Annotated in this window: 21 protein-coding genes and 1 other annotated feature; all 21 genes read right to left on the bottom strand. The window is 40.1% G+C overall.

Features of this window, described 5'->3' with window-relative positions; translation table 11 throughout:
• Positions 1 to 170: 170 nt before the first annotated feature.
• Positions 171 to 1,094 carry a DUF561 domain-containing protein gene (locus ACJQWY_RS02710; RefSeq protein WP_407076218.1) on the bottom strand — a complete coding sequence of 308 codons (924 nt, stop codon included), beginning with the start codon at positions 1,092 to 1,094 and terminating at the stop codon, positions 171 to 173.
• A 115-nt stretch (positions 1,095 to 1,209) separates the two neighbouring features.
• Positions 1,210 to 1,632: a pyridoxamine 5'-phosphate oxidase family protein gene (locus ACJQWY_RS02715; RefSeq protein WP_407076219.1), complete on the bottom strand. Its 423-nt coding sequence runs from the start codon at positions 1,630 to 1,632 to the stop codon at positions 1,210 to 1,212.
• A gap of 71 nt (positions 1,633 to 1,703) precedes the next feature.
• Positions 1,704 to 2,150 (bottom strand): GNAT family N-acetyltransferase, encoded by a 447-nt coding sequence (locus ACJQWY_RS02720; protein WP_407076220.1) that lies wholly within the window; start codon positions 2,148 to 2,150, stop codon positions 1,704 to 1,706.
• Between the two features lie 132 nt (positions 2,151 to 2,282).
• A complete protein-coding gene (locus ACJQWY_RS02725; protein WP_475324978.1) occupies positions 2,283 to 3,749 on the bottom strand; it encodes a peptide MFS transporter in 1,467 nt (488 codons plus the stop codon).
• Positions 3,750 to 3,955: 206 nt separating this feature from the next.
• Positions 3,956 to 4,642 (bottom strand): EAL domain-containing protein, encoded by a 687-nt coding sequence (locus ACJQWY_RS02730; RefSeq protein ID WP_407076221.1) that lies wholly within the window; start codon positions 4,640 to 4,642, stop codon positions 3,956 to 3,958.
• A 135-nt stretch (positions 4,643 to 4,777) separates the two neighbouring features.
• Positions 4,778 to 6,103, bottom strand: coding sequence for a glycosyltransferase family 2 protein (locus tag ACJQWY_RS02735; RefSeq protein WP_407076222.1), 1,326 nt, complete (start codon positions 6,101 to 6,103; stop codon positions 4,778 to 4,780).
• A gap of 24 nt (positions 6,104 to 6,127) precedes the next feature.
• Complete coding sequence (locus ACJQWY_RS02740) at positions 6,128 to 6,733, bottom strand: hypothetical protein (protein ID WP_407076223.1); 606 nt, start codon at positions 6,731 to 6,733, stop codon at positions 6,128 to 6,130.
• 738 nt (positions 6,734 to 7,471) lie between these two features.
• Positions 7,472 to 7,783 carry a 50S ribosomal protein L27 gene (gene rpmA, locus ACJQWY_RS02745; RefSeq protein ID WP_057754495.1) on the bottom strand — a complete coding sequence of 104 codons (312 nt, stop codon included), beginning with the start codon at positions 7,781 to 7,783 and terminating at the stop codon, positions 7,472 to 7,474.
• Between the two features lie 26 nt (positions 7,784 to 7,809).
• Positions 7,810 to 8,109 carry a 50S ribosomal protein L21 gene (gene rplU, locus ACJQWY_RS02750; RefSeq protein ID WP_407076224.1) on the bottom strand — a complete coding sequence of 100 codons (300 nt, stop codon included), beginning with the start codon at positions 8,107 to 8,109 and terminating at the stop codon, positions 7,810 to 7,812.
• A 27-nt stretch (positions 8,110 to 8,136) separates the two neighbouring features.
• Positions 8,137 to 8,206 (bottom strand) — a sequence feature (ribosomal protein L21 leader region).
• Positions 8,207 to 8,261: 55 nt separating this feature from the next.
• A complete protein-coding gene (gene dnaB, locus ACJQWY_RS02755) occupies positions 8,262 to 9,668 on the bottom strand; it encodes a replicative DNA helicase (protein WP_407076225.1) in 1,407 nt (468 codons plus the stop codon).
• Positions 9,669 to 9,684: 16 nt separating this feature from the next.
• A complete protein-coding gene (rplI, locus tag ACJQWY_RS02760) occupies positions 9,685 to 10,137 on the bottom strand; it encodes a 50S ribosomal protein L9 (protein WP_407076226.1) in 453 nt (150 codons plus the stop codon).
• Positions 10,138 to 10,140: 3 nt separating this feature from the next.
• A complete protein-coding gene (locus ACJQWY_RS02765; protein ID WP_407076227.1) occupies positions 10,141 to 12,174 on the bottom strand; it encodes a DHH family phosphoesterase in 2,034 nt (677 codons plus the stop codon).
• A gap of 218 nt (positions 12,175 to 12,392) precedes the next feature.
• Positions 12,393 to 13,049 (bottom strand): amino acid ABC transporter permease, encoded by a 657-nt coding sequence (locus ACJQWY_RS02770; RefSeq protein WP_407076228.1) that lies wholly within the window; start codon positions 13,047 to 13,049, stop codon positions 12,393 to 12,395.
• A gap of 3 nt (positions 13,050 to 13,052) precedes the next feature.
• The gene (locus ACJQWY_RS02775; protein ID WP_407076229.1) at positions 13,053 to 13,697 is read right to left on the bottom strand and encodes an amino acid ABC transporter permease; all 645 of its coding nucleotides are present in this window, start codon (positions 13,695 to 13,697) and stop codon (positions 13,053 to 13,055) included.
• The gene (locus tag ACJQWY_RS02780; RefSeq protein WP_407076230.1) at positions 13,694 to 14,527 is read right to left on the bottom strand and encodes a transporter substrate-binding domain-containing protein; all 834 of its coding nucleotides are present in this window, start codon (positions 14,525 to 14,527) and stop codon (positions 13,694 to 13,696) included. Before ACJQWY_RS02780 ends, ACJQWY_RS02775 begins: the two co-directional genes overlap by 4 nt.
• A 33-nt stretch (positions 14,528 to 14,560) precedes the next feature.
• On the bottom strand, positions 14,561 to 15,295 hold the full coding sequence (locus ACJQWY_RS02785) for an amino acid ABC transporter ATP-binding protein (protein ID WP_407076231.1): 735 nt from the start codon (positions 15,293 to 15,295) through the stop codon (positions 14,561 to 14,563).
• Positions 15,296 to 15,381: 86 nt separating this feature from the next.
• Positions 15,382 to 15,948, bottom strand: coding sequence for a guanylate kinase (locus tag ACJQWY_RS02790; RefSeq protein WP_407076232.1), 567 nt, complete (start codon positions 15,946 to 15,948; stop codon positions 15,382 to 15,384).
• A 134-nt stretch (positions 15,949 to 16,082) separates the two neighbouring features.
• On the bottom strand, positions 16,083 to 17,510 hold the full coding sequence (gene pepV / locus ACJQWY_RS02795; RefSeq protein WP_407076233.1) for a dipeptidase PepV: 1,428 nt from the start codon (positions 17,508 to 17,510) through the stop codon (positions 16,083 to 16,085).
• Between the two features lie 228 nt (positions 17,511 to 17,738).
• Complete coding sequence (locus ACJQWY_RS02800) at positions 17,739 to 19,733, bottom strand: ABC transporter ATP-binding protein/permease (protein WP_407076234.1); 1,995 nt, start codon at positions 19,731 to 19,733, stop codon at positions 17,739 to 17,741.
• Positions 19,734 to 19,930: 197 nt separating this feature from the next.
• Entirely contained in the window at positions 19,931 to 21,712 is a 1,782-nt protein-coding gene (locus ACJQWY_RS02805) for an ABC transporter ATP-binding protein (protein ID WP_407076235.1), read from the bottom strand.
• A complete protein-coding gene (locus ACJQWY_RS02810) occupies positions 21,712 to 23,433 on the bottom strand; it encodes an ABC transporter ATP-binding protein (RefSeq protein ID WP_407076236.1) in 1,722 nt (573 codons plus the stop codon). Before ACJQWY_RS02810 ends, ACJQWY_RS02805 begins: the two co-directional genes overlap by 1 nt.
• Positions 23,434 to 23,474 lie beyond the last annotated feature (41 nt).

The following is a 23,474-nucleotide window of genomic DNA, read 5'->3' on the forward strand; positions in this document are numbered from 1 at the left end:
TTCAAGGTCTCACCTTTGTAATTATCTGGTCGGCTCTACCGAGTTAACAAGATATTTTTAAAGTATAACGCATTTACTTTGAAAATAGAATAATTTTATCTTGCGATATTTCGATTAACTTATAAAAATATAAGTATTTTCATCTCATCTAAACTTGAAACCCTTATAATTTACTTAAAACTTAGAATATTTTGCGCTTGCTGCCAATCATGAGCTAACAGCGTTGCTACGGGCTGCTCCTGATGTAATAGTCCAGAAATTTGCCCAGCCATAATTGCCCCTTGGTCCATATCACCTTGTAAAAAGGCTGCTTGATGCCGACCACGCATTAATTTCATCAATTCCTCTGCACTCGCGCCTTGCTGCACCAATTCATGATACTGCTGCGTCAACGAATTCTTTAGTGTCCGCAAAGGGGTACCTATTTCAACTTCAGTCACATCAGTATCAATATCGCCAGCTTGCACCAAAGCCTCCTTGTAAGCAGCATTAATTGGCGCTTCTTGCGTCAGTAGAAAGGCCGTCCCCATCTGCACCCCTTGAGCGCCCAAGGCTAATGCTGCTGCGATTCCACGTCCATCGCCAATGCCACCCGCTGCAATTACTGGAATCTGAACTGCATCAACAACCTGTGGTACGAGCGCCATAGTTGTCATATTACCAATATGACCACCCGATTCTAAGCCCTCCGCAATCACCGCAGCTACCCCTAATTGTTCCATTTTCCGGGCTAACTTCACCGAAGGGATCACCGCTAAAACCTGAACCCCCGCTGCTTGTAACTTTGGCATATATGCTTTAGGTGTCCCAGCCCCGGTCGTCACAAACGGCACCTGTTCTTGAATAATCACATCCACTAACTCTGCAATATTAGCTTGCTTTAACATTAAATTCACTGCAAATGGTTGATTGGTTTGTTCACGCACCGCTTGAATTTCGTGACGTAAAGCTGGACCATCCATTCCCACCGAAGTTAACGTTCCAAGCCCGCCAGCCGCTGAAACAGCAGCGACTAACTCATGTGTTGCTAACCGTGACATGCCACCTTGAATAATCGGATACTTTGTTTTTAATAATTCTGTAATTAGCTGCATTTTACACCTCATTTATTTATTTTTTATTCAACCAAAATTTAACTTCAAACCATTTTTGACTCGAGATAGAAAAAAGTTAGTGCTACCTTCGCAGCTCTAACTTATTGGCCTTAAATTAATTATGAAAAGTGATTTCTTGCCGATCAGCAGGATTATAAGTTTCCAAAACTAGCGAATCAAAATGCAATTCATAAAGCTTTTCTTGTTCAGGATAATGGGAATTTAAAAATCCTTGATTATCTGCAAAGAATGGTTGTACATCAGCCCAAGTTTTCTGTGAAGGGCGCATTGTTACTTGATTCGAATTAATGCGCATCCCCGATTTCATATCAACTGACGTGACAACTGCCACATGCTCATTTTGCGCTAATTCTACTGTTTTAGGGGCATGTGGATCCATGGAAAAGACATACCAAACACTTTCATCGTTGACATCCACCGCAAAAGCAACTAAGCGTGCACTTGGCTGTTGCTTAACTGCAGTCGCTAAATAGACCAATCCATGTGAAGCATCCACAAATTTTTGATAACTAAGCATCACTCATTCCTCCGTCCTGACTTTAGGCTTTTTGAATCAACCCACCTTATTTTATCATAAAAGCGTTTGCATTAAGCGTGTACCATGTCAACATGCGGAATATTATCTTCCAAAAAAACATCCGAAACGGCTTCAAAGCCAAATGAAGCGTAAAATTCACGAAGATAATTTTGCGCCGCAATTTTAATTGGTCGATGCGGATTTAACCGTTTAATCTCATCCAATGTCGCTTGTACAATAGTTCGACCGAAGTGTTGTTTACGGTAAGCACTCGTAACCAAGACCCGTCCAAAACTAATATACTTAGGATTATCGTGGGGGATAATTCGCGTATAGGCCACTAATTGATTGCCATCCCACATCATCACATTCAATGCTTCATAATCTTTCTCATCAATTTCAGGATAAGGACAATTCTGTTCCACTACAAACACGCTAATACGCGCTTGCATAATCCGCACCACTTCTAAAGCCGTTAAATCGGCCGTTTTCTTGATTTCGATTTGGTATTGGGTCATCTTTGCTATGCCTCCGTCTGCTTCTTTTTAATATAGATATTATATCACGCACATTTTTTAATAATTACTTTTATATAGTAAAAAGGTCTTGAATTGCCATTCAAGACCACCTGCGCTTATTAAAATTAACTTTTAATCAACACCATCCATTAATCGCACAACAATTTTAACTAAGAATAACATTAGCAAACCAAGTCCAACTGCTAATAGTCCAAAAATCATGAAGTAACGAATTTCAGTTTGTGCACTGTAGAGTCCGACAAATTGCGCATTCAAAGCTGAACCAACAGCTGCTGCTAAGAACCACAAAGACATCATTTGTGAGTTGAATGCTTTAGGCGCTAATTTAGTCGTAACAGACAAACCAACTGGTGAAATCAACATTTCCCCAATGATAATCAAGGCCCATGAACCTAACAACCATAATGGTGATACGCGTACATCAGTCCCCCACAAAATCCCAGGCAATGTCAAGAGCAAGAATGAAGCCCCAGCAAACATTAACCCAATCGCGAATTTCATTGGTGATGAAGGTGCATGCTTCTTCCATTTCGTCCACAAAGTAGCAAAAATGGGTGTATACAACATAATAAAGAATGGATTTAATGACTGGAACCATGCTGCTGGGAACCATGAATGTTGCGTCCGTTCTTGCGCAAAGGTCGCCAATACAACCGAACCTTGTTCCTCTAAGGCCCAAAACAAAACAGCGCCAAAGAAAAGTGGTATATATGCTAAAACGCGTGAACGTTCTTGCTTCGTAACCTTTTTTGAAGTCAACATCTGAGTAAAATATACCACCGGAATAATCACCGCAATGACCGTAATCAAATTAATGTAGTTTGTAATGCTACCCATGCCGGTCTTTAACATCCCCACCACAATAATTGCTAATACAGCCAAAGCTAAGATCACCTTAATTACTAATGGCTTGATTTCCTCGGGCTGCAAAGGGTCAGCAGGCTTTAAGTCTTTCTTTGGCAAATCTTTTTTACCACCGAAATGATACTGAACTAAACCAATGAACATTCCCACCGCTGCTAAACCAAAGGCCAAGTGGAAGCCAGCATTTTCTTGAACCCATCCAACCAAGAGAGGGGCAATGAATGATCCTAAATTAATTCCGAAGACGAAAATTGAAAAGCCAGCATCTCGACGGCGATCATCGGGGCTATACAAATCACCAACCATCGCTGAAACGTTTGGTTTCAAAAGTCCCGTTCCAATAATAATCAGCACAATTGACCCAAACAAGGCATTAGCCCCAAATGGCAAAGCCAACACAATATGTCCACTCATAATGAACAAACCACCAATGAAGACCGCCCAGTGTGCACCAAGAATCCGGTCCGCCAGATAACCACCCAACGCTCCTGAGAGATAAACCATTGATGCGTAGATGGCCATAATTGATGCGGCAACGGCTCGCGAAATATTTAAATCACCAATCTCAATTAAATGCCACATGTAGAACAACAAAATGGCTCGCATTCCATAGTATGAGAACCGTTCCCACATTTCAGTCATGAAAAGTGTCGACAAACCAATGGGTTGCCCAAAAAATTTGCGTTCCTTTTTAATGCCTTCTTCCATATTCATCACCATTCCTTAACCTTAATATCATTTTTTAATAATGTACTCATTTTAGCAACTTAGTCTTTTTTTAGCAAGGATTAATTTCATTTAAATATAAATTCAATGTAGTTTACGGTACTATCATCCAAAAAACGGCAGTATAATCGAATTGCTCGTTATACCACCATTTTAATTTTTTAGATAGTTTTAAGTATGAAGGAAAATTTTTCTTAATTTCGAAGCGTCCCATAATTAGGCTTATCAATTAAATAACCTTGTCGATATTTTAAATGGAGCTTATCCGCTAATTCAATATCATCAGTGTACTCGAGTTCGGTCACATCAATTGAAAAGCCGTAATACTCGGAAATGCGTTTCCATTCACCCATATTAATATCAACCCAGTGGTCAACTCCAGAAGCACGATACTGAGAAAAGGGGATTTTAATGCCGGCAATATTATGAAACATCCAACGCACCTTCTTGAGGTATTTTTTATTGGATTCAATTTTTTCCAAAATCACATCAACCCCCAACTGTTCACTGACTTGTAGATTATGTTTGATTCGGCGCTTTTCCGCATGCTTAGGTCGATAACCCGGTTCAAAACTAATTTCAATTCGTAAGTCAACGGGATAAATCGTTCCTCGGGCCCAACGAATAAACCATTCGTACCGAGGATCATTCATTTGATTAACCGTGATATTAATAGCTAGAAATTTTTCTGAACGATCGAACCGCTGCAAAACATCGGATAATAATGGAATCATTTCGTATAATGAAAAATTAGCAAAATTTTCGGGGAACTTCCACCGTCCATCGGTAGAATCATAATACCGCAACAACGCTTCTGAACCGACACCAACGCCCTTTTCATCAATAATTTTTTGAATAAAATAGCCATATTTATAGGTCATTGTATTATCCACAGTTGAATAAATGCCTGCTTGCCGTTACGCCCAAAAATAACTACTGAAAATAGCGATGGAAAAAACGACCCCCATCACCAAGATAATGCCAAAAGCAACATATAAAATCATATCGGGCTCCTCCTATTTCTTTAACGACTTACGCGTTGGACTCACCCAAGTTCCATGACCCTTCCCCAACAATGACTGAACCGCGGGAATGAAGGTGACCACAATGGTCAATGGATTGACCATCCATAAAAACAGCATGTAAATCGGTGCGAACAAAAAATATTTAAATTTAGCCGCACTTTGATCCAATAACAACGCCGCTAACAATTGTAAAAAGCCTGAAAATAATTCAAAGGTCATAAAAATAAAACTCAACGAAATTCCATGCCAGACCCGTTCATAATTGCCTTGTAACAAAAAATAAAGCATCGTGATTATAAAAATAATCGTCGTTATCACAAAGAAGAATGACCAAATTACCGAAAGGGTGGTATCAATAAACATAGACAAAACATATCGATATTTAATTGGATGCCGTAAAAACAAATGTGCATTGGTCAACCAAACTTCTGTTCCCCCTTGGGCCCAGCGTTTACGTTGCCGAAAAAGTTCCGATAAGGTTTCTGGCACATTCATATGAAAAATAATATCTGGGGCAAAACGTGGCGTTACTCCGAACAACAAATGATCCCAAGCGATACTAATATCCTCTGTCGCTCGGTCTTGCCGAAAACCTCCCACATCAATTAAAAATTGTTTACGATACATGGTGTTAGCACCACTATACGAGTACATTGAATCATTAATTGCCGTTTGACTGCGTTTAATCACTCCGACAATACTAGAAAACTCCACGGTTTGCGATTTTCCAATTATTTTCGTCCGGTTCTGAACGTCCATATTGGCCGTTACTGCGGCGGTATTCACATCTTCGGCATTAATAAAATAATTCATATACTTCATTAATGAATCTGGCTCCGGTAAAGTATCGGCATCATTACTTAAGATATAATCACCTTTCGCGAAGTTCATCCCAATATTAAAAGCATGCGCCTTCCCCTTATTTTTAACGATTTTGATAACTCGCAAATTTGAATACTCCATCTGCAACCGCCGTAATATTTTATTCGTATCATCCGTACTACCATCATCCATGACCAAAATTTCATAGTTACCATAATTTAATTTAGTGCATAAATAATGAATTGTCTCTTCAATCATTACCTCTTCATTATGAGCTGGAATCATAATCGTAATCATCGGCTGCTGTACTTTAGGGATGCTTTTAAATGCGACTTCCTTACGACCAATCTTAAGCCAACGATAACTTAATGAACCAAAAAACCAGAACATCGCCCCCATCACAGGGTAAAGGCATAGAATTATTAAAATGATACGTAATGCTATCGCTATCGGTCTCCCTTGCATCAACATTTCATCAAAAATTTCACTAATCATCCTAACTTCCATTCGTCCCTATATTTATCCACGATCAACGTGTAAGTAATCTGCTAATTCAGTATCTTCTAAGTTCTGGTCAGGTTGCACTTCATAATAACGTACATTATGTCGCACCGCTTTAATAACAAAGCGTCGTTCCATAAATTGCTCAGTCATTGCTTTTTTATGTATATCATCAATGGAATCAAACGTAGGCCATTTCTCTAAAGTCCCTTCGCGTCGATTATTTTGAATTAAAGTCATTGAAATCGCAAAAATAAACGTAACACTCGCCATAAAGGCCAATAAAAAAATTAAAAACAAAATCTCATGAATTCCCTCAGTATAGCGCCAAAACCCAATGCCATGCCGCTGATGCGTCGCATAATTTACAAAGGATTCAATAGTAATAAAACTTGGGACTAAGACACATCCCCAACTTAATAAGGCAATTATCGTTTGCCTAATTTTCAACCACCAATGACCTGGTTCAAAATACTCATCACTATAACCATATTGTTGATCATCCTTAGCGGAATAAAACAACGTTTCCGCCTGCATATGTTTTTCCAAAGCCACCGCCGGTTCCAGAATTTCAATCTGTACCACTGACGTCTGATTCGTTTGTTTTAAATTCTTATTTTCCATTTGCAACCTCCTTCCTTAAACTAATTTCAATGAAATCGATTTCTTTGTTTTCATTTATTTACATTCATTTAATATATATAAAATATAGTAACTTTTTATACTAAGCCTTTATATTGTAGCACAAACAACTTTTAAAAAGGAGCTGTTTTACAGTTGGATAGTCGTAATATCTTTAGCAACATCATTAGGCACAATTATTAATAAATACATTTTTTGTATATTACGCAATCAATTTAAAGATATTATTGAATTAGATTTACATACTTTATTATAAGACAATTCCATTTAGAAAACGTATAAATTATGATTATTATTAATCACTTTTACAACAAAACCATATCATATTTGATATGAAGAAACCACAAAGAGCAATCTGTTCATAGTATTTATTTTGTAAATTTTTACGAAAAGTATACTCCGATATTATCGCAGAATACTTCATCTTGAAAACTATTCCATTAATTTAAATACCATGGATGATCACGGGTCGTCAAACTCGGTCCTGGTCGACGGATGTTTTTTTCTAAGAGTTATGTATGGTGTTCTAACAATAAATAAAAAGACTCGTCACAAATGACCAGCCTTTTTTAAATTTAATTACTTAGCAATCATTTCTTTGTACTCATCACGAGTAATAATGAGAACATCTAATCAGGTTATCTTCTCCTTCACAAATCACTTTAGAACAATAAAAAAAGACTTACCAAACTAAATTGGTAAGTCCTTATCTATATTAAATTACTTAGCAATCATTTCTTTGTACTCGTCACGAGAAACAACAGAAACTTGACGCTTGTCACGGCCTAAACGACCGAACTTAACAACACCATCAGCCTTAGCATACAAAGTGTCATCATTTCCGCGTCCAACATTTACACCAGGGTAAATATGTGTTCCACGTTGGCGATAGATAATTGATCCTGCTTTGATATCTTGTCCATCAGCACGCTTCGTACCAAGGCGACGACCTGCTGAATCACGACCGTTAGCAGATGAACCTCCACCTTTGTGGTGAGCAAGCATCGTCAAGTTAGTTAAATTCAATTCCATGATTTTATCCTCCTATTATTCGATGATTAGGCAATAGTGTCAATGACAACCTTAGTATAAGGTTGGCGGTGACCTTGCTTACTGTGTGAGTGCTTCTTTGGTTTGTACTTGAAAGTTACAACCTTCTTTTCCTTACCCTGCTTAGCCACTGTTCCTGAAACAGAAACACCATCAACGTAAGGTGCACCAACAGTACCATTTGCAAAGACAACCTTATCGAAAACAATCTTGTCTCCTTCAGCTGCTTCCTTCTTTTCAACGTAAATTACGTCACCGGCAGAAACCTTATATTGCTTTCCGCCATCCTCAATAATCGCATATGACATGAGTATGAGACCTCCTAATATAATATAGTAACAACTTAGACTCACCTAATCCGCAGGGCATACCTTTATAACGGGGTTCGAGTGGTTGCAGTTTGTGGAAGCCACAAACACAACAGTATTATTCTACCTTAAATAGTCTAATCTTTCAAGGATTAATTAAAGGGATTATCATCATCAGTATGATAGTAGTCGAAATTAGAGAATTTACTATATGCTTTTTGGAAAAGCATCTTAGCTGTTCCGCGCGCTCCCGAACGATTCTTTTCAATAATCAATTCAATTGGACCATCCTCATCTTGTTGACCAGCTCCGGTACTCTCACCTTCATCGTTATCTTGCCGATAATAATCTTCACGATACAAAAAGCCAACAATATCCGCGTCTTGCTCAATCGAACCAGAATCACGAATATCAGATAGCACCGGGCGCTTATCCTGACGTTGTTCAACCCCACGTGACAACTGAGCTAATGCAATAATTGGCACTTCCAGCTCCATCGCCATTTTCTTAATATTCCGTGAAACTGATGAAACGGCTTGCTGTTGCGATTCATTGGTCGTTCCTTCCACCAACTGTAAATAATCGATAATTACTAAGCCTAATTGACCTTCTTGTTTTTTTAAGCGTCGTAATTTCGAACGGATTTCAGTAATTTTAATTCCCGCAGTATCATCAATAAAGAGCTTGGTCCCACTTAAGGAAGCCATCGCAATTGTTAATTTACTCCACTCTTCATCCGTCAAAGCCCCACTTCGCATATTTTGTGAATTAATATTACCTTCGGAGGCCAACATTCGATTCACCAACGAAACGGCTGGCATCTCCAATGAAAAAATTGCGACCGGTAGACTTGGATTCATCACCGCCACTTTTTGCGCAACATTTAAGACAAAAGCCGTTTTACCAACCGCTGGACGGGCGGCCACGACAACCATTTCCCCAGGGTGAAAGCCAGTTGTCAGATTATCTAATTCCCGAAAACCAGATGCCAAGCCAGTAATTTTACCATCATTATGCGCATTCCGTTCAATTTGATCAAACGATTCAGTAACCACCGTTTCAATTGAACGAAAATCTGCTGAGCCATCTTCGGTATCGATCCCATCCAACGAACCTGAAACTCGTGCAATCAGGTCTGTCACGGGTTCTAATTCAGAATAACTCGCTTCAGTCCCATCAGCTAAAACATCTAACAATGTCCGCCGTTGAGATTTTTCTTTCACAATTTTCGCATAGGTTTCCGCATTACTAGCAATGGGTACTACCATGCCTAGTTCAGCTAAATAAGCAGCCCCTCCTGAATTCTCGAGTTGATTCATACTGCTTAATTGATCTTGTAAGACCAAAGAATCAATCGGCCGCCCCGCATCATCGAGCGCTATCATCGCTTGATAAATCAATTTATGCCGCGTTTGAAAAAAGTCATGACTTTGAATAATACTACTGACGGTAGTCAAGGTATCAACTGGATCCGTACTAATAAGAATGGACCCCAAGACTGCTTGCTCAGCAAAATTATCTTGCGGAGCGCTTTTATAATCTACAACTTCATCCGCCATTTTCAAATCTTCCTACTTATTGTTCTATCGTGTGCACCCGCAAAGTTGCTTCAACTTGCTTATGCAAACGAATTTTAATATTCCGATAACCTAACGCCCGAATTGGTTCTTTCATATCCATCTTGCGCTTATCAAGCTTAATTCCTAATTGCTTTTGAGCTGCTTCAACGACTTGTTTTGATGAAACAGCTCCAAACAAACGACCATCAGCACCCGCTTTGGCTTTTAACTCAATGACCGCATTGTCGTCCTCCAGCTTAGTTTTTAACGCTTCCGCTGAGGCTAACTCCTCAGCGGCTTCCCGTTCAGCGGCCCGCTTTTGACCTTTCAAGGCTGCCACATTGGTATTTGTCGCTACTTTAGCTTTTTTATTTTTAATTAAAAAATTATTGGCGTATCCATCTGGGACATCCTTAACTTCACCTTTTTTACCGCGACCCTTAACATCTTCTAAAAAGATAACCTTCATCTTCTAATCCTCCATTTCAGCATCTGCTTGATCTTTTTTCAATACTTCATATAGTTCTTGTCCAGCTTCATTAGTGGAAACATCATTTAATTGCGTTGCAGCAAAGCTCAAATGGCCGCCGCCACCCAGTTGTTCCATAATCGTCTGCACATTCTTACGCCCATCTGATCGTGCTGAAATGCCAACCGTCGTGGCATCCCGCCGTGCGACCACAAAGGACCGCTCAATCCCAATAATTTGCAATAATGAATCAGCCGCTTGTGCCACCGAAACTGAATCGTAAATTGTCTGGTCATCAGCAATTACGACGGCATCATCACCAAGAATTTGGGCTTGCGCAACCAATGCTGCGCGTTGACGATAATCTTCCACGGAATCCTTCATAAAGTTTTGAATTAACTTACCATCGGCCCCCACGGAACGCAGATAACTCGCCGCATCAAAGGTCCGCGTTCCAGCCCGAATCGTAAAGGATTTCGTATCCAATTGAATTCCAGACAACAAAGCTGTGGCCTCAATTCTAGATAACCCGCGGCGTTTGCGAGACTGATATTCAAAAAGCTCCGTCACCAATTCAGACGTTGACGAGGCATATGATTCAATATACACCAACAAAGCCTGCTCAGGGAATTCTTCACCCCGGCGATGATGATCAATGACAATTAGGCGGTCCTTCAAGGCAGCATACACCGAACGACTTTCAGTAATTGATTCCTTCGAATGATCTACTAGAATCAATAACGATTGTTCCGTCGCTGCATTCAACACTTCTGAAGGAGTCATTGTAGCATCGGCAGTCTGCGCATCTTCATGCATCTCATTAAGTAATAACCGCATATCAGTATGACGCTTCACGTCTGGATCAACAACGACCCAGGCAGGCTTATTCACCATCTTAGCTAACCGCCGCACCCCTAGCGCGGCTCCCATTGAGTCCATATCATCGCGGGCATGTCCCATCACAAAGACTTGGTCAGCCGCACTCATCAACTCAGTTAAAGCTTGTGAAATCACCCGGGCTCGAACCCGCGTCCGTTTTGCCATCGGGTTAGTTGTCCCACCATAGAAACGCGCGTCTTGTCCTGGCGCCTTAACTACCACTTGATCACCACCACGACCCAAAGCTAAGTCGAGTTGCTTTTGGGCCGAAGTGGCCATTTCGGCAATATTCTCAATTTGATAGGCAATTCCGATGCTTAACGTAATCGGCATATTCTGACTCGAGGTTGATTCACGAATGGTATTTAGAACCTTAAACTTATCCTTTTCAGCCTGACGCAATCCACTCATGTAACCAATTAACATATATTTATCCGAGGCACTCCGTCGAACGTAAATATGTCGTTCATCCATCCAATCGCTCAAAGTCGTCGTCACATGTGTATGCAAAACTGATGATTCAGTATCGCTCAAACGTTCTGATATTTCATCATAATTGTCCAAAGATACAACTCCAATAAACAATTGATTATCTTCAAACCGCTCTTGAACTCGTAACTCTTCGGTCACATCGCGCAAGTACAGGGCTTGTAATTCTGGTTGAACTTCAACTTCAAATTGGTGATCCAACCAATCTAAGTGTTCTTTAAAAGTTGCTTTTTCAGTATCCACGCGCATCTGGGCCTGCTCAATTATATTCATTAAATCTGGGCTAACTTGATTAATTTTTTGATCAATCAGGGACTTTGCACTCAAGCTTTGTAAATACGGGTTAACCCAATTAATTTCATCTTTATCATTATACAAGATTACCCCAAGTGGCATTTGGATTAAAGCTTCTTGTTCTCCTCGATTCACCCGATAAGATAAGCTTGCGATATACTTTTGCGTATTGCTACCAATAATCTTTAACGTATTAAAGACAAACACTAAAGCACAGGCAATGATAGCGACCCATATAATTCCTACCAACCAATTAGCCATAAATGCCAATACGGTCCCACATGCAGCCATGATTGTGACCCATATGGCTAACCAGGTCAATCGCCGATTTTGAAAAAAATCTGGCAAAGCCTGGAATAGACTAAAACGTTTCATTTTTTTGGTCTCTCCTTCACAATAATATCTATTCTATTATACCATGAACCCCCGCATCATTAGCGTGTCTTCTAAAATTAACCCACTTCAACAAACTATTTTCCACATTAACGCCTAATTTCTAACTCACCCTCATTCACCACTTTAAGCAAAAAAGGATGTCCCACAATGGTTCATCCTTTTCAAAATTCTATTTAATTCCAGCGTTACAACAATAACTACACAATCATCCGTTTATCAATAATTTGTCCGACCTTTGATAAGCAGTAATTCAAAACAAAGTATAGGAAGGCTAACATCAAAAACATAGGTACAATTTGCTTTGGATTTTGGGCATAGATAATTTGGGCCCGATAGGTCATTTCTGGCAACATGATAATCGTTGCCAATGACGTATCCTTAATCAAAGAAACAAATTGCGAAATAATTGGTGGAATCATTTTCTTATAAGCCTGTGGCAACAAGATGTACCATAACGTTTGCCCAAAACTTAAGCCATTAGAGCGTGCTCCTTCTGACTGACCTTTAGGGACAGATACAATCCCACCACGAACAATTTCAGCTAACATGGCTGATTCAAAAATTGTCATCGCAAAAATCGTGCTACCAACAACCGAAAATTGTACGCCAATATGAGGCAAAGCAAAATACGTAAAGAAAATAATCAGCAATAATGGTAAATTCCGAATCAAGTCAATCACAAGTCCAACCAGCCAAGATACGTAAGGGATTTTAGCGTAACGGATGATGCCCAAAATGGACCCAATAATGAAACTTAAAATCACGGAAACAACGGCAACCTGAACCGTCACCCACATCCCCTCGAACAGGAAGCGCATATTAATCCATGAATAAGCATGTATAAATTCATTCATCTTCTACCCCTCCTGTACTAATTTATCTTCTAAGTAACGCATGTAATAACTAATTGGTAAAGTAATCACCAAATACAAAATTCCAACGATAATGTATGGATTAAAGGTATCAAAAGTTGTCTGCGAAATTTGATTAGCTTGATACATTAAATCAAAGCCAGCTACAAACGCTAAGACTGACGAATTTTTCACCAAGTTCACAAACTGATTGCCCAAGGGTGGAAGGACATATTTAAAGGCTTGCGGTAACACAATCATCCGCATCGTTTCCCACCAACTCAAACCGTTAGCGCGGCCACCTTCATACTGCCCCGTTGGTACGGCATAAATCCCAGCTTTAACGGTTTCAGCGATAAAGGCGGAAGTATACAAGGTTAAACCAATTGTCCCAGATACAAAACCATTAATTTTAAAAATTCCAGAAACCACAATATAGAAAAACATTGTAATCACCAATAGTGGAATATTTCGTAAGACTTCAATGTATAACCGTGCAATATAATGTGGAACCGGGTGGGGAATCACTTCGATAATCGCAAAGAGTGTCCCAAGAATCAACGAACCAACGAGCGCGATTACACTTGACAACAAAGTCCAGCCAAAGCCCGTTAAGAAGTCCGCTCCATACGTACTAATTAAATGCATCATGATTTCGTCAACTCCTTCCAGTCCATTCCAGGTACCTGACCGAACCATTTTTGAACTAAGTGATCATACGTACCGTCCGCCCGCATTTCCGCCAAAGCGCGATTAATTTTCTTAACTAAAGCTGGGTTCTCTTGGGCAACCGCAATTCCGTATGGTTCTTCAGTAAATACGCCCCCAACTAATTGCAAGTTCTTATCTTCAGCAGCCATCCCCGCTAAAATACTAGCATCGGTCGTCAAAACATCCCCTTGACCCGCTTTCAGAGCGGACAAAGCAGTTGCATAATCTGATAACGCCAATACTTTGGCCTTAGGCGCTTTTTGCTTAGCAATTTCGACAGAGGTTGATCCTTGAACTCCTAATATCGTGACATTTTTATGATTGACATCATTAATATTTTTAAGTGATGAACCTTTTTTCACCAAGAGGGACTGCCCAGCCATCAGATAAGGCTTTGAAAAATCAACAGCTTTAGCCCGCTCAGATGTAATCGACATGGTCGCAATAATCGCATCAATATTTCCATTGCGTAACAAAGGGATGCGCGTCCCCGACGTGACTTCATTAAAAACCGGCTTTGCTTTGGGATCAATTCGCTTTGTCACCTCTTTGGCGACATCTACATCAAACCCTTCAACTTTTCCGGTTTTAATATTCATCAGCCCCATTAACCGGGTATCCGCTTTTGTTCCCCACACCATCTCATGCCGAGTCTCAATTTTATTCAAAACTTGATTCTGCTTTTCAACGGCTTGTCCTGTGCCCGGCCAACTCATGCTTAGCCCCAACACCACAATACCTAGGCCAACCATTTTAAATATTTTTTTCATTTTGTTGTCCCCCTGAACCAGTTTAATCAGTGTCTAATGTTGAATCTGAGATAAGAACTTTTGAGCACGCGGTTCCTTAGGATGATTAAAGAATTCAGCCGTTGGGGCATCTTCCAAAATTTCACCATCCGCCATAAAAATAACCCGATCGGCCACCTGCCGCGCAAAGCCCATTTCATGGGTTACCACCAACATTGTCATTTCTGAATCAGCGGCAATTTTTTTCATAATATTCAAAACATCATTAACCATTTCAGGATCCAAAGCAGACGTGGGCTCGTCAAACAACAAAGCTTTTGGCTTCATTGCTAAGGAACGCGCAATCGCAATTCGCTGTTGTTGTCCTCCCGATAATGACGATGGCATCTTATCCGCCTTGTCAGCCAAACCAACTAGGCTTAACAATTCTTCAGCCGTGGCTCGATTCTCTGCTTCGGCCATCTTCAATACTTTGCGAGGCGCTAACATAATATTTTCCAATACCGTTTTATTCGCGTAAAGATTAAAGTGCTGGAAAACCATTCCAACATTTTTGCGCATTTTATTCATATCTGTCTTCGAATCTGCTAAATCAAAACCATTCACAATTAAGTGGCCTTCTTGAATTGGTTCTAAACCATTAATAGTCCGAATTAAGGTCGATTTACCAGAACCAGATGGGCCTAACAAAACCACTGTCTCACCTGGATCCACTTCTAAATTAATATCTTTCAATGCATGAAAATCACCATAATATTTTTCCACATGGTTAAACTCGATCATTGACATTTGCCTGCCTCCTATCAACATTCTTTTTTAATTTATCTTTATAATTTCTCATATAAATACTATTTTTGTCAAATAATTCTATGAGTTTACTCATTTTGTTTTGTAATAACTTCAGTAATAATCGCCCCCAAACGCTGCTCCGTTGCTGACCAATCATCATTTTGAATCACATAAGCATGCCGGGTCAGTTCTATTGGAATGGCTAAGTCCCGTTGATACTCCGCACTATTTAAACGAGCTTGCACTTTGGCAGGAGCATCCCCCCGAGCCAAAAGCCGCTCAGCCAAGCGATCCGTTTTCCCAACCGTTAAATACAAGATTACGGCTTCTGACCCTAAAGCCTTTTGGTACGCAATCGCTCCCGCCGTATCCAAAACAATCGAAATAACCGGCGCCTTTCGCCAAGCTCGCTCCAAGCCTTCATATGAAGATCCATACGCCGCTTGACTATATTGAACATGTTCTAATAAATGTAATTGTTGAAAGGTCTCTGATGTTTCAAAATAATAGTCTCGCCCATCAACTTCACCTTGGCGCGGGACACGGGTCGTATGGGTAATCACTTGTGGAATATCATAATGCCGCTTCAAATAATTCGCTACTGTTGTTTTCCCAGTTCCCGTGTTACCGGTAATTACCAATACTTTTTTCATTAAATCTTCCTTCGTTTAGCCGTAATACTTTAGGCTAATTATCTAATAATTGATAAAAAAAAGTCAATCATTGACCTCATCAATAGGATCAACGACCAACTTAATTTATTTTAAATTAAATTGCCAAAAACCACCTAGGCTTCATTTGCAAGGCGTTCAATGGCATCCGCAAACAACGCCATCGCCCGCGTCAAATCAGCGACTGGGTAGAATTCATCGGCTTGGTGCATGGTATCAGGTACGCCTTCAAACATGGCCCCAAAAGCGACACCACGATCTAAGAGGCGTCCAAAGGTTCCTCCACCAATCACTTGTTCTGCAGCAGGCAAACCAGTGTGCTGACGGTAAACGTCAAGCAAAGTAGCAACCAATGGATCATCACCGGGCACATAGTGTGGTAATTGAGCATTACCTTCAATCGCAATCGTCACATCGAAATCATCGTCCAAGCCACTTTCAATGGCCGCACGAATTTCATCATTATTTGTATTCTTAGGGTAACGGAAGTTCAAGTTAATCAAACCTTCTTCATCTGCTGTGAATTCTTGAATTCCCACGTTCATTGACAAATTGCCCATCAAGTCATCGTGCTTAATGGCACCAATGCGCAAAGCTGTTGTGTCATCGTGGACAGCTGTTCCCAAGAAGTTCAAGAAGCCTTTGGCATTTCCTCCAAAATCAAATTGTTGCAAGAAATTAGCCAAATACGTTCCCGCATTTTCACCAGTTTCAGGCTTAGCCCCGTGCACTTGCTTACCGTAAAAGGTAATGTGTGCTTGATGTTCTGAAGTTTCAATTTCAGCTTTAATACGCTTTTCTGTAGCCAAGTAACGCTTTAAGCCGGTCTCTATAAACTTAGGGTCCATCGCCTCAACCGTAGCTTCAGCCAAACCAGGGACCATATTAAACCGTTCCCCTGACTTAAATGAAACCAACTTAAAACTTCCACCATTTGTTCCTTGGAACCGAATGACATGTGAAGCTTGTCCTTTTTCACCATTAATAATAGGGAATTCGGCATCTGGTGAGAAGCCCATTGTTGGATAGCCCACTTCTTCAAAGAATTCTTTCATTCCCGTCCAGTTTGATTCTTCATCAATTCCCATGACCAACCGCACACGGCGCTTCATTGGGACATTCATGTCCTTTAACATCTTGACGGCATAATATGCAATCATTGAGGGACCCTTATCATCAGACGCTCCACGGGCGTACAAACGTCCATCTTCAATGACTGGCTTAAATGGTTCTTTGGTCCAACCTTCACCAGCTGGCATCACATCAAGGTGTCCAATAATATCAATTGATTCTTCAGCATCTTCTGGACCCACTTCAGCATAACCCACAAGTCCTTTATAATCACCAACTCTAAAGCCATCACGACGCGCTAAATCTTCCCAGGCCGTTAAAGCAGCTTTGGTCTGAGGTCCTAAGGGCGCGTCATCCGTTGCTTCTGCGTCATTTCGCACTGATGGAATCTCTAACATCATCTTCAAATCAGTTAGCAAATCATCTTCATATTGAAGTGCTTCACTCATCCATTCGGCTGGTTTCTTATTCATGCTCATTTCCCCCAAATAATTTTATAATCTTATTTAATATAATACACTTTTAACATCAGTTTTTCCAAATAAATTTTTGAGCATTCGCCTTTGAAACTAACTGTCTCAATCATCCTTCAGCAAACAAAATTAGAATAATTTCACCATCAACAACGGCTCAAAAAAACAACTAATTAAAAAATAAGGATGGTTACCCATCCTTATTTTACATCTAACCAACAATCTACATTAATCAGCTGCTAATGCATCAATTGGATTCAATCGTGAAGCCCGTCGCGCTGGCAACAAAGCCGCTAAGAATGAAATCACTAATGCCACAATAATCGTAAAGATAATATTATTGACACTGACTTGAATCATATTAAACTTCGCAATCTTGTACAAAGCTGTATTCATCATAAAGCCAAGACCATATGCCATAACTAAAGCAAGAATGGCTGACATAATTCCAATAATCAATGATTCAGACGTAAACAAACGGCGAATATCACGCTTTGACTCACCTAAGGCCCGCAAAATTCCAATTTCTTTCGTCCGCTCAGACACTGACATGTACATGGTTACAATAATCATCAAGGCTGAAACTAACAATGAAATTCCAGAAATGGCAGCCAAAACGTTAGTAGCTAAGCTTACAATCGTATTAATCGTATCAAGCATTGAGCCAATAGAAATCGCTAAGACATTCTGTGTCCCCGTATCATCTTGCAGCGCATTAATATCTTTGACGGCTTGCTTGACATTATCAGTCTGGTCAATTTGCGCTGAGGCAAATGTATAATCAGTATTAGCCCCTTCATCTTGCAAAATTTGCTTCATCGTTGCCAAATCCGTGATTGCCACGGGTGATGCAGATTCAACGACCCCTGCAACCTTAAAGGTCTTCGTCAATGGCATCGGCGTATTATTGGCATCATACGCCACAAAGCTCATCGTTACCTCTTTACCAATAATTGACTGCCAGTTTTTAGCATCAATTTCTTTAGCGAAAGACTTCTGATCAACTAAAATTTCACCTTGCTTTGGCGCATGACCCGCCTTAATGATTGACTTACTCGTGGCTGGTGTCCAGCTTTGGTACTTAGGCGTTTGAACATCATGTCCTTGATAAGACATTGTCACGTTCATAAATGTGTAACCTGGCACAACCCGTTTAACATGCTTTACTTTTTCAATTTGATGTAAGGAAGTATTTGACAAGGTAGCTTTCTTATAGTCTGTCATCATCGACTGATACGTATTTTGCATCAAATCGGTTGCTTCTTTCCCCTTAGATTGTTCTTTAGTCGAAACATTTTTGATAATCGTAGGGTAATCCGGATTGGCTAAATCAGATACCTGCTTATTAATATAAGCATTTACCCCATTTCCCAAACCAGAGAATAACAAAACGGCAAAGAGTCCAATTGCTGTTCCAAGCATAATAAGCGAATTACGCCAGAAATTATGTGCAAAGTGTTTCCAAGCATTTTGGAAACTAGCACTTAATGGCATTGCTTTAGCGCCTAAGCGAACTTCCTTACCCGTAACTGGGTAGGCAGGATGCAAACGTTCATCACTATCAATTTTTCCATCAGCTAGGTGTACAATCCGCGTTCCGTGATTGGCCACATCTTGAGAATGCGTTACGGCAATCACTAACTTACCTTCTTGCGCAATCGTTTGCAATAATTCTAAGACTTCAGCCGTATTTTGTGAATCCAAAGCCCCAGTTGGCTCGTCAGCAATAATTACTTGAGGATCCGGCGCCAAAGCACGGGCAATCGCAACTCGTTGTTTTTGACCTCCTGATAGTTGGTTTGGATGTTTGGTTATTTGATCAGCCAAGCCAACCCGCGCTAACAAATCTTTCGCCCGCTCTTCGCGCTCCTTGTGCCCTAACGTCGTCATATCCAAAGAAATCAACACATTTTCCAAAACTGTTAAATGCGAGATTAGATTATATGATTGATAAATATAGCCAATCGTTCCGCGTCGATATTCGTCTAATTTTTTCTCTTGTTGATGGTCTAAGGCTTGTCCATCAATTGTAACTTCTCCTTCAAAGTTCCGATCTAAACCGCCAATAATATTCATCAAGGTTGACTTACCACCCCCTGATTCACCTAAGACCGAAACAAAATCACCCAATTCAAAATCTAAATCAATGCCCTTTAAAACCGCAAATTCTTTTTGGCCTAAAAAGTATGATTTTTTAATGTTGCGCAATTCTAAAAACGCCATTATTGCTACTCCTTTATTTTTTTACATTATGATTGTTGTCATTATACCAATTTACTACTAAAATATACACCTATTTCAAAATTTAGATGTCCGAACCATATCTGCGCCTAAAAATAAAAAGAGTAAACCAAAATAACCATGTCACTTAGTTTACTCTTTGTTTTTCAATAAACATATCCAGCTTGTCTTATTATTTTTTATTCAAAAACCATCTGACTAGTGTACAACTCCGCATAGAAACCATGCTCAGCTAAGAGCTCAGCGTGCGTTCCTTGTTCAATGACATTTCCATCCTTTAAGACCACAATCTTATCTGCAGAAAGAATAGTCTTTAAACGGTGGGCAATCACAAAGCTCGTTCGCCCTGAAATCACGGCTTCCATTGCTTTTTGAATCTTCGCTTCAGTCACGGTATCCACGTTTGAAGTCGCCTCATCCAAAATCAAAAGATCCGGATTAGTTAAAATCGTTCGTGCAATTGACAAAAGCTGTTTCTGTCCTGTTGAAAAAACAGAATTTTCGTCATCAACATGTGTTTGATAACCATCTGGTAATGACATAATGAAATCATGAATATTCGCCTGTTGCGCAGCTGAAATCACTTCATCATCCGTTGCATCTGGTTTTCCAAAGACAATGTTGTCTCGCACGGTTCCACTAAAGAGCACTGAATCTTGCAAAACAATTCCAACATGGTCACGCAGACTGCGCAAGTCCATGTCACGAACATCAATACCATCAAATTTAACAGTTCCCGCCGTCACATCATAAAAGCGGTTAAGCAGGTTCATGACAGTTGTCTTTCCTGAACCAGTTGGCCCCACCAGAGCCACCATCTGCCCCTTTTTCACATCAATTGACACACCATGCAAAATTTCTTTATCAGGCTTGTAGCCAAAGTGGACGTCGTCTAATGTTACTTCATTCTTAATACCTGTAAGTTGTTGCCCATTGGCCGGCGAAATTTCGTCATCTTGCGCAAAGACTTCAGATAAACGATGAGCTCCAGTTACGGCCAACTGCAACATATTGTAAGTCGAAGTAATATTGGTGATTGGTTGGTAATATTGTTGTGAGAATGACATAAACATAACAATCAAGCCCAAGGCCGCTGAACGTGACAAATCACCGTTCAAAGCCATTGACCCACCAAAGAAAATCACAATCGCTGTGTTAATTAAACTCATTCCAGACATCAATGGGAACAAAATTCCTGACCAGACTTGGCCTTTATAAGTCGCTGAACGTACTTCTTCATTATGCTTTACAAACTTATCAATGGATTCCGCTTGCAGGCCATTTGTAATAATAACCCGCTCACCATTAATTTGTTCATTAATATAACCATTCAAGTGTCCAATTTCTTTTTGTTGTAAATCAACATATTTCTTCGCTTGAATCACTACCACCACCGCAATTAAGAGCGCTAATGGTGTAGAAGCAATCGTAATCCAGGCCATTTTCACATTCTGTTGGAACATCATAATAATAATTCCGACCATTAAGGCAATCTGTGAAAAGAGTTGGAAAATCGCTTGATTCATCGCATTAAAAATATTATCCAAATCCGAAGTAAAGCGTGCCAAAATTTCACCGTCTTGATGTTCATCAAAGTAGCGAATCGTCATTCGTTGCAACTTCGCAAATAAACCAGTTCGCATATCATTAACGGAATTAGCCGAAATAATTGATTGCAAAACTCCCATGATCAACATTGCCGCTGCCGTTGAAAGAACGAATAATAACATCAGCCCCAAAGCGTGGTGGAACTTATCCAAATTAGCAGTTGCCGCCGTCATTGGGTTTAACTTCAAGAAAATATAGTCCCCCATTTCTTGAATTGCTTTCCCCATATAAACGGGAGCTTTAACTTGCAAATAAGTTGAAAGAACGATGAAAATCCCTACTAGGAACATTCCAAACTTAAAGCGCTTAAAATAATGCGCAAAGAATTTAATTGCTTGCCAAAAATCCTTCATTATGAGTTCACCTCCTGCGCTTTTTGAGTACCATAAATCTCACGGTAAACTGGGGACGTCTCTAATAATTCAGCATGTGACCCTTCACCCACCAACTTACCTTCATCTAAGACTAAGATTCGATCAGCATTAATCACTGATGAAATTTTTTCCGCAATAATAAAGGTAGTTGTATGCTGCAAATCACGGTCCAATGCCTCTTTCACGAGTTTTTCAGAATTAGCATCCAGAGCCGACGTTGAGTCATCCAAAATCAAAATTTTCGGGTCCGCAATCACTCCCCGCGCAATTGAAAGACGTTGCTTTTGGCCACCTGAGAAATTAGCTGAACGTTCTTCAACGACATGTTCATAGGTGTCTTCATAACGCTCGACGAATTCAGCGGCTTGCGCAATATTAGCTGCATGACGCATCTCTTCAGTATCGGCGTCTAATTTACCTTGACGTAAATTATCAGCGATTTTTCCAGAAAACAAGGTTGCCCGTTGCAAAACATATGAAACGGTTTGCCGTAGTGATTTCTCATTAACATGCTTTAAATCATGTCCATCGATTTCAACCGTTCCCGCCGTCGGATCAAATAACCGCGCAATCAACTGTGCCAACGTCGTTTTACCAGATCCAGTCGCACCAACTACCCCAATCATTTCGCCCGCATTGGCTTTAAAGTTGATATGTTTTAAGACGTCTTGTTCATCATCTGGATAATGGAATGATACATCCTTGAACTCAACAGAACCCATTAGCTCAATTTCAGGAGCCTTATCATCATATTGCATGGTTGGCTCTGTATTGATAACCTCTTTAATCCGGTTAATCGAAACCATTCCACGTGCAGCAAAAGACATAACCATCCCACCGATAATCACGGCCATCATAATTTGCATCAAATAATTAGTAAATGACGAGACACTTGCAATCCACATGGGATGTTCATTAACTTGCGTTCCAACATACCAAATTGAACCAGCAATTGCCAACTGCCCTACCAGCATAAACAATGGTGACATCACTGAGAAAAGATATCCAATTTTAATGTTAATTTTATTTAATTCACCAGAAGCTTCATTATAACGCGTTTCTTCATTTTGTTCTTGGTTAAATGATTTAACAACCCGTACTCCTTGCAAATTTTCTTTCGCCAAATTATTGGTTTTCTCAATCCAACCCTGAATTCGCCCAAATAACGGACCCATTTTTGAGAAAACAAAGGCGGTAATTAATACCACCGTCACGACCATAATCACAATGATCCACCACAATTGTGGCAAAGTATTAATTGCAAAAATTAATGCTCCAACAAAAAGAATGGGCATCCGCAAAAGAGCTTGCAACCCAGACATTACCAGGGTCTGCACTTGCTGGATGTCATTGGTCATCCGTACCACTAGATTTCCTACTGAAAAGTGCTCAATATCAGCAAACGAAAATGTTTGAATTTTCCGATACTGATCTTCTCGCAAATCGGCCGCAATATTTTGAGAAACTTTAGCGGCAAAAATTGCATTAATCGCTCCTGCAATCAATCCAATCGCTGCCACCGCTATTAGCCGAACCCCAATTGCATTGACCTGACTCATTTTATCTTCAGTAATAGCTTTCATCACATCTTGCAAAAGTCGTGGTTGATATAACGCCGCCGCCGCCATTACAATCACGGACAAAACGGTAATAAATATATCACGTTTATACTTAACAAAGTACGGTTTTAATAAATCCATAAATTCATCTCCTTTTCTACCCTAAATAACAGTACTGATTA

Source organism: Weissella kandleri, from assembly GCF_045504165.1.
Taxonomy (GTDB): domain Bacteria; phylum Bacillota; class Bacilli; order Lactobacillales; family Lactobacillaceae; genus Weissella; species Weissella kandleri_A.

What these genes read in the sequence shown, in the direction of transcription:
- ACJQWY_RS02730 (WP_407076221.1), bottom strand. Translation starts at nt 4,642, where the DNA reads ATGACCTATAAATATGGCTATTTTATTCAAAAAATTATTGATGAAAAG.
- ACJQWY_RS02710 (WP_407076218.1), bottom strand. Translation starts at nt 1,094, where the DNA reads ATGCAGCTAATTACAGAATTATTAAAAACAAAGTATCCGATTATTCAA.
- dnaB (WP_407076225.1), bottom strand. Translation starts at nt 9,668, where the DNA reads ATGGCGGATGAAGTTGTAGATTATAAAAGCGCTCCGCAAGATAATTTT.
- ACJQWY_RS02775 (WP_407076229.1), bottom strand. Translation starts at nt 13,697, where the DNA reads ATGATGCATTTAATTAGTACGTATGGAGCGGACTTCTTAACGGGCTTT.
- ACJQWY_RS02740 (WP_407076223.1), bottom strand. Translation starts at nt 6,733, where the DNA reads ATGGAAAATAAGAATTTAAAACAAACGAATCAGACGTCAGTGGTACAG.
- ACJQWY_RS02770 (WP_407076228.1), bottom strand. Translation starts at nt 13,049, where the DNA reads ATGAATGAATTTATACATGCTTATTCATGGATTAATATGCGCTTCCTG.
- rpmA (WP_057754495.1), bottom strand. Translation starts at nt 7,783, where the DNA reads ATGGAATTGAATTTAACTAACTTGACGATGCTTGCTCACCACAAAGGT.
- ACJQWY_RS02800 (WP_407076234.1), bottom strand. Translation starts at nt 19,733, where the DNA reads ATGGCGTTTTTAGAATTGCGCAACATTAAAAAATCATACTTTTTAGGC.
- ACJQWY_RS02790 (WP_407076232.1), bottom strand. Translation starts at nt 15,948, where the DNA reads ATGAAAAAAGTATTGGTAATTACCGGTAACACGGGAACTGGGAAAACA.
- ACJQWY_RS02715 (WP_407076219.1), bottom strand. Translation starts at nt 1,632, where the DNA reads ATGCTTAGTTATCAAAAATTTGTGGATGCTTCACATGGATTGGTCTAT.
- rplI (WP_407076226.1), bottom strand. Translation starts at nt 10,137, where the DNA reads ATGAAGGTTATCTTTTTAGAAGATGTTAAGGGTCGCGGTAAAAAAGGT.
- ACJQWY_RS02735 (WP_407076222.1), bottom strand. Translation starts at nt 6,103, where the DNA reads ATGATTAGTGAAATTTTTGATGAAATGTTGATGCAAGGGAGACCGATA.
- rplU (WP_407076224.1), bottom strand. Translation starts at nt 8,109, where the DNA reads ATGTCATATGCGATTATTGAGGATGGCGGAAAGCAATATAAGGTTTCT.
- ACJQWY_RS02780 (WP_407076230.1), bottom strand. Translation starts at nt 14,527, where the DNA reads ATGAAAAAAATATTTAAAATGGTTGGCCTAGGTATTGTGGTGTTGGGG.
- ACJQWY_RS02725 (WP_475324978.1), bottom strand. Translation starts at nt 3,749, where the DNA reads ATGAATATGGAAGAAGGCATTAAAAAGGAACGCAAATTTTTTGGGCAA.
- ACJQWY_RS02805 (WP_407076235.1), bottom strand. Translation starts at nt 21,712, where the DNA reads ATGAAGGATTTTTGGCAAGCAATTAAATTCTTTGCGCATTATTTTAAG.
- ACJQWY_RS02810 (WP_407076236.1), bottom strand. Translation starts at nt 23,433, where the DNA reads ATGGATTTATTAAAACCGTACTTTGTTAAGTATAAACGTGATATATTT.
- ACJQWY_RS02785 (WP_407076231.1), bottom strand. Translation starts at nt 15,295, where the DNA reads ATGTCAATGATCGAGTTTAACCATGTGGAAAAATATTATGGTGATTTT.
- ACJQWY_RS02720 (WP_407076220.1), bottom strand. Translation starts at nt 2,150, where the DNA reads ATGACCCAATACCAAATCGAAATCAAGAAAACGGCCGATTTAACGGCT.
- pepV (WP_407076233.1), bottom strand. Translation starts at nt 17,510, where the DNA reads ATGAATAAGAAACCAGCCGAATGGATGAGTGAAGCACTTCAATATGAA.
- ACJQWY_RS02765 (WP_407076227.1), bottom strand. Translation starts at nt 12,174, where the DNA reads ATGAAACGTTTTAGTCTATTCCAGGCTTTGCCAGATTTTTTTCAAAAT.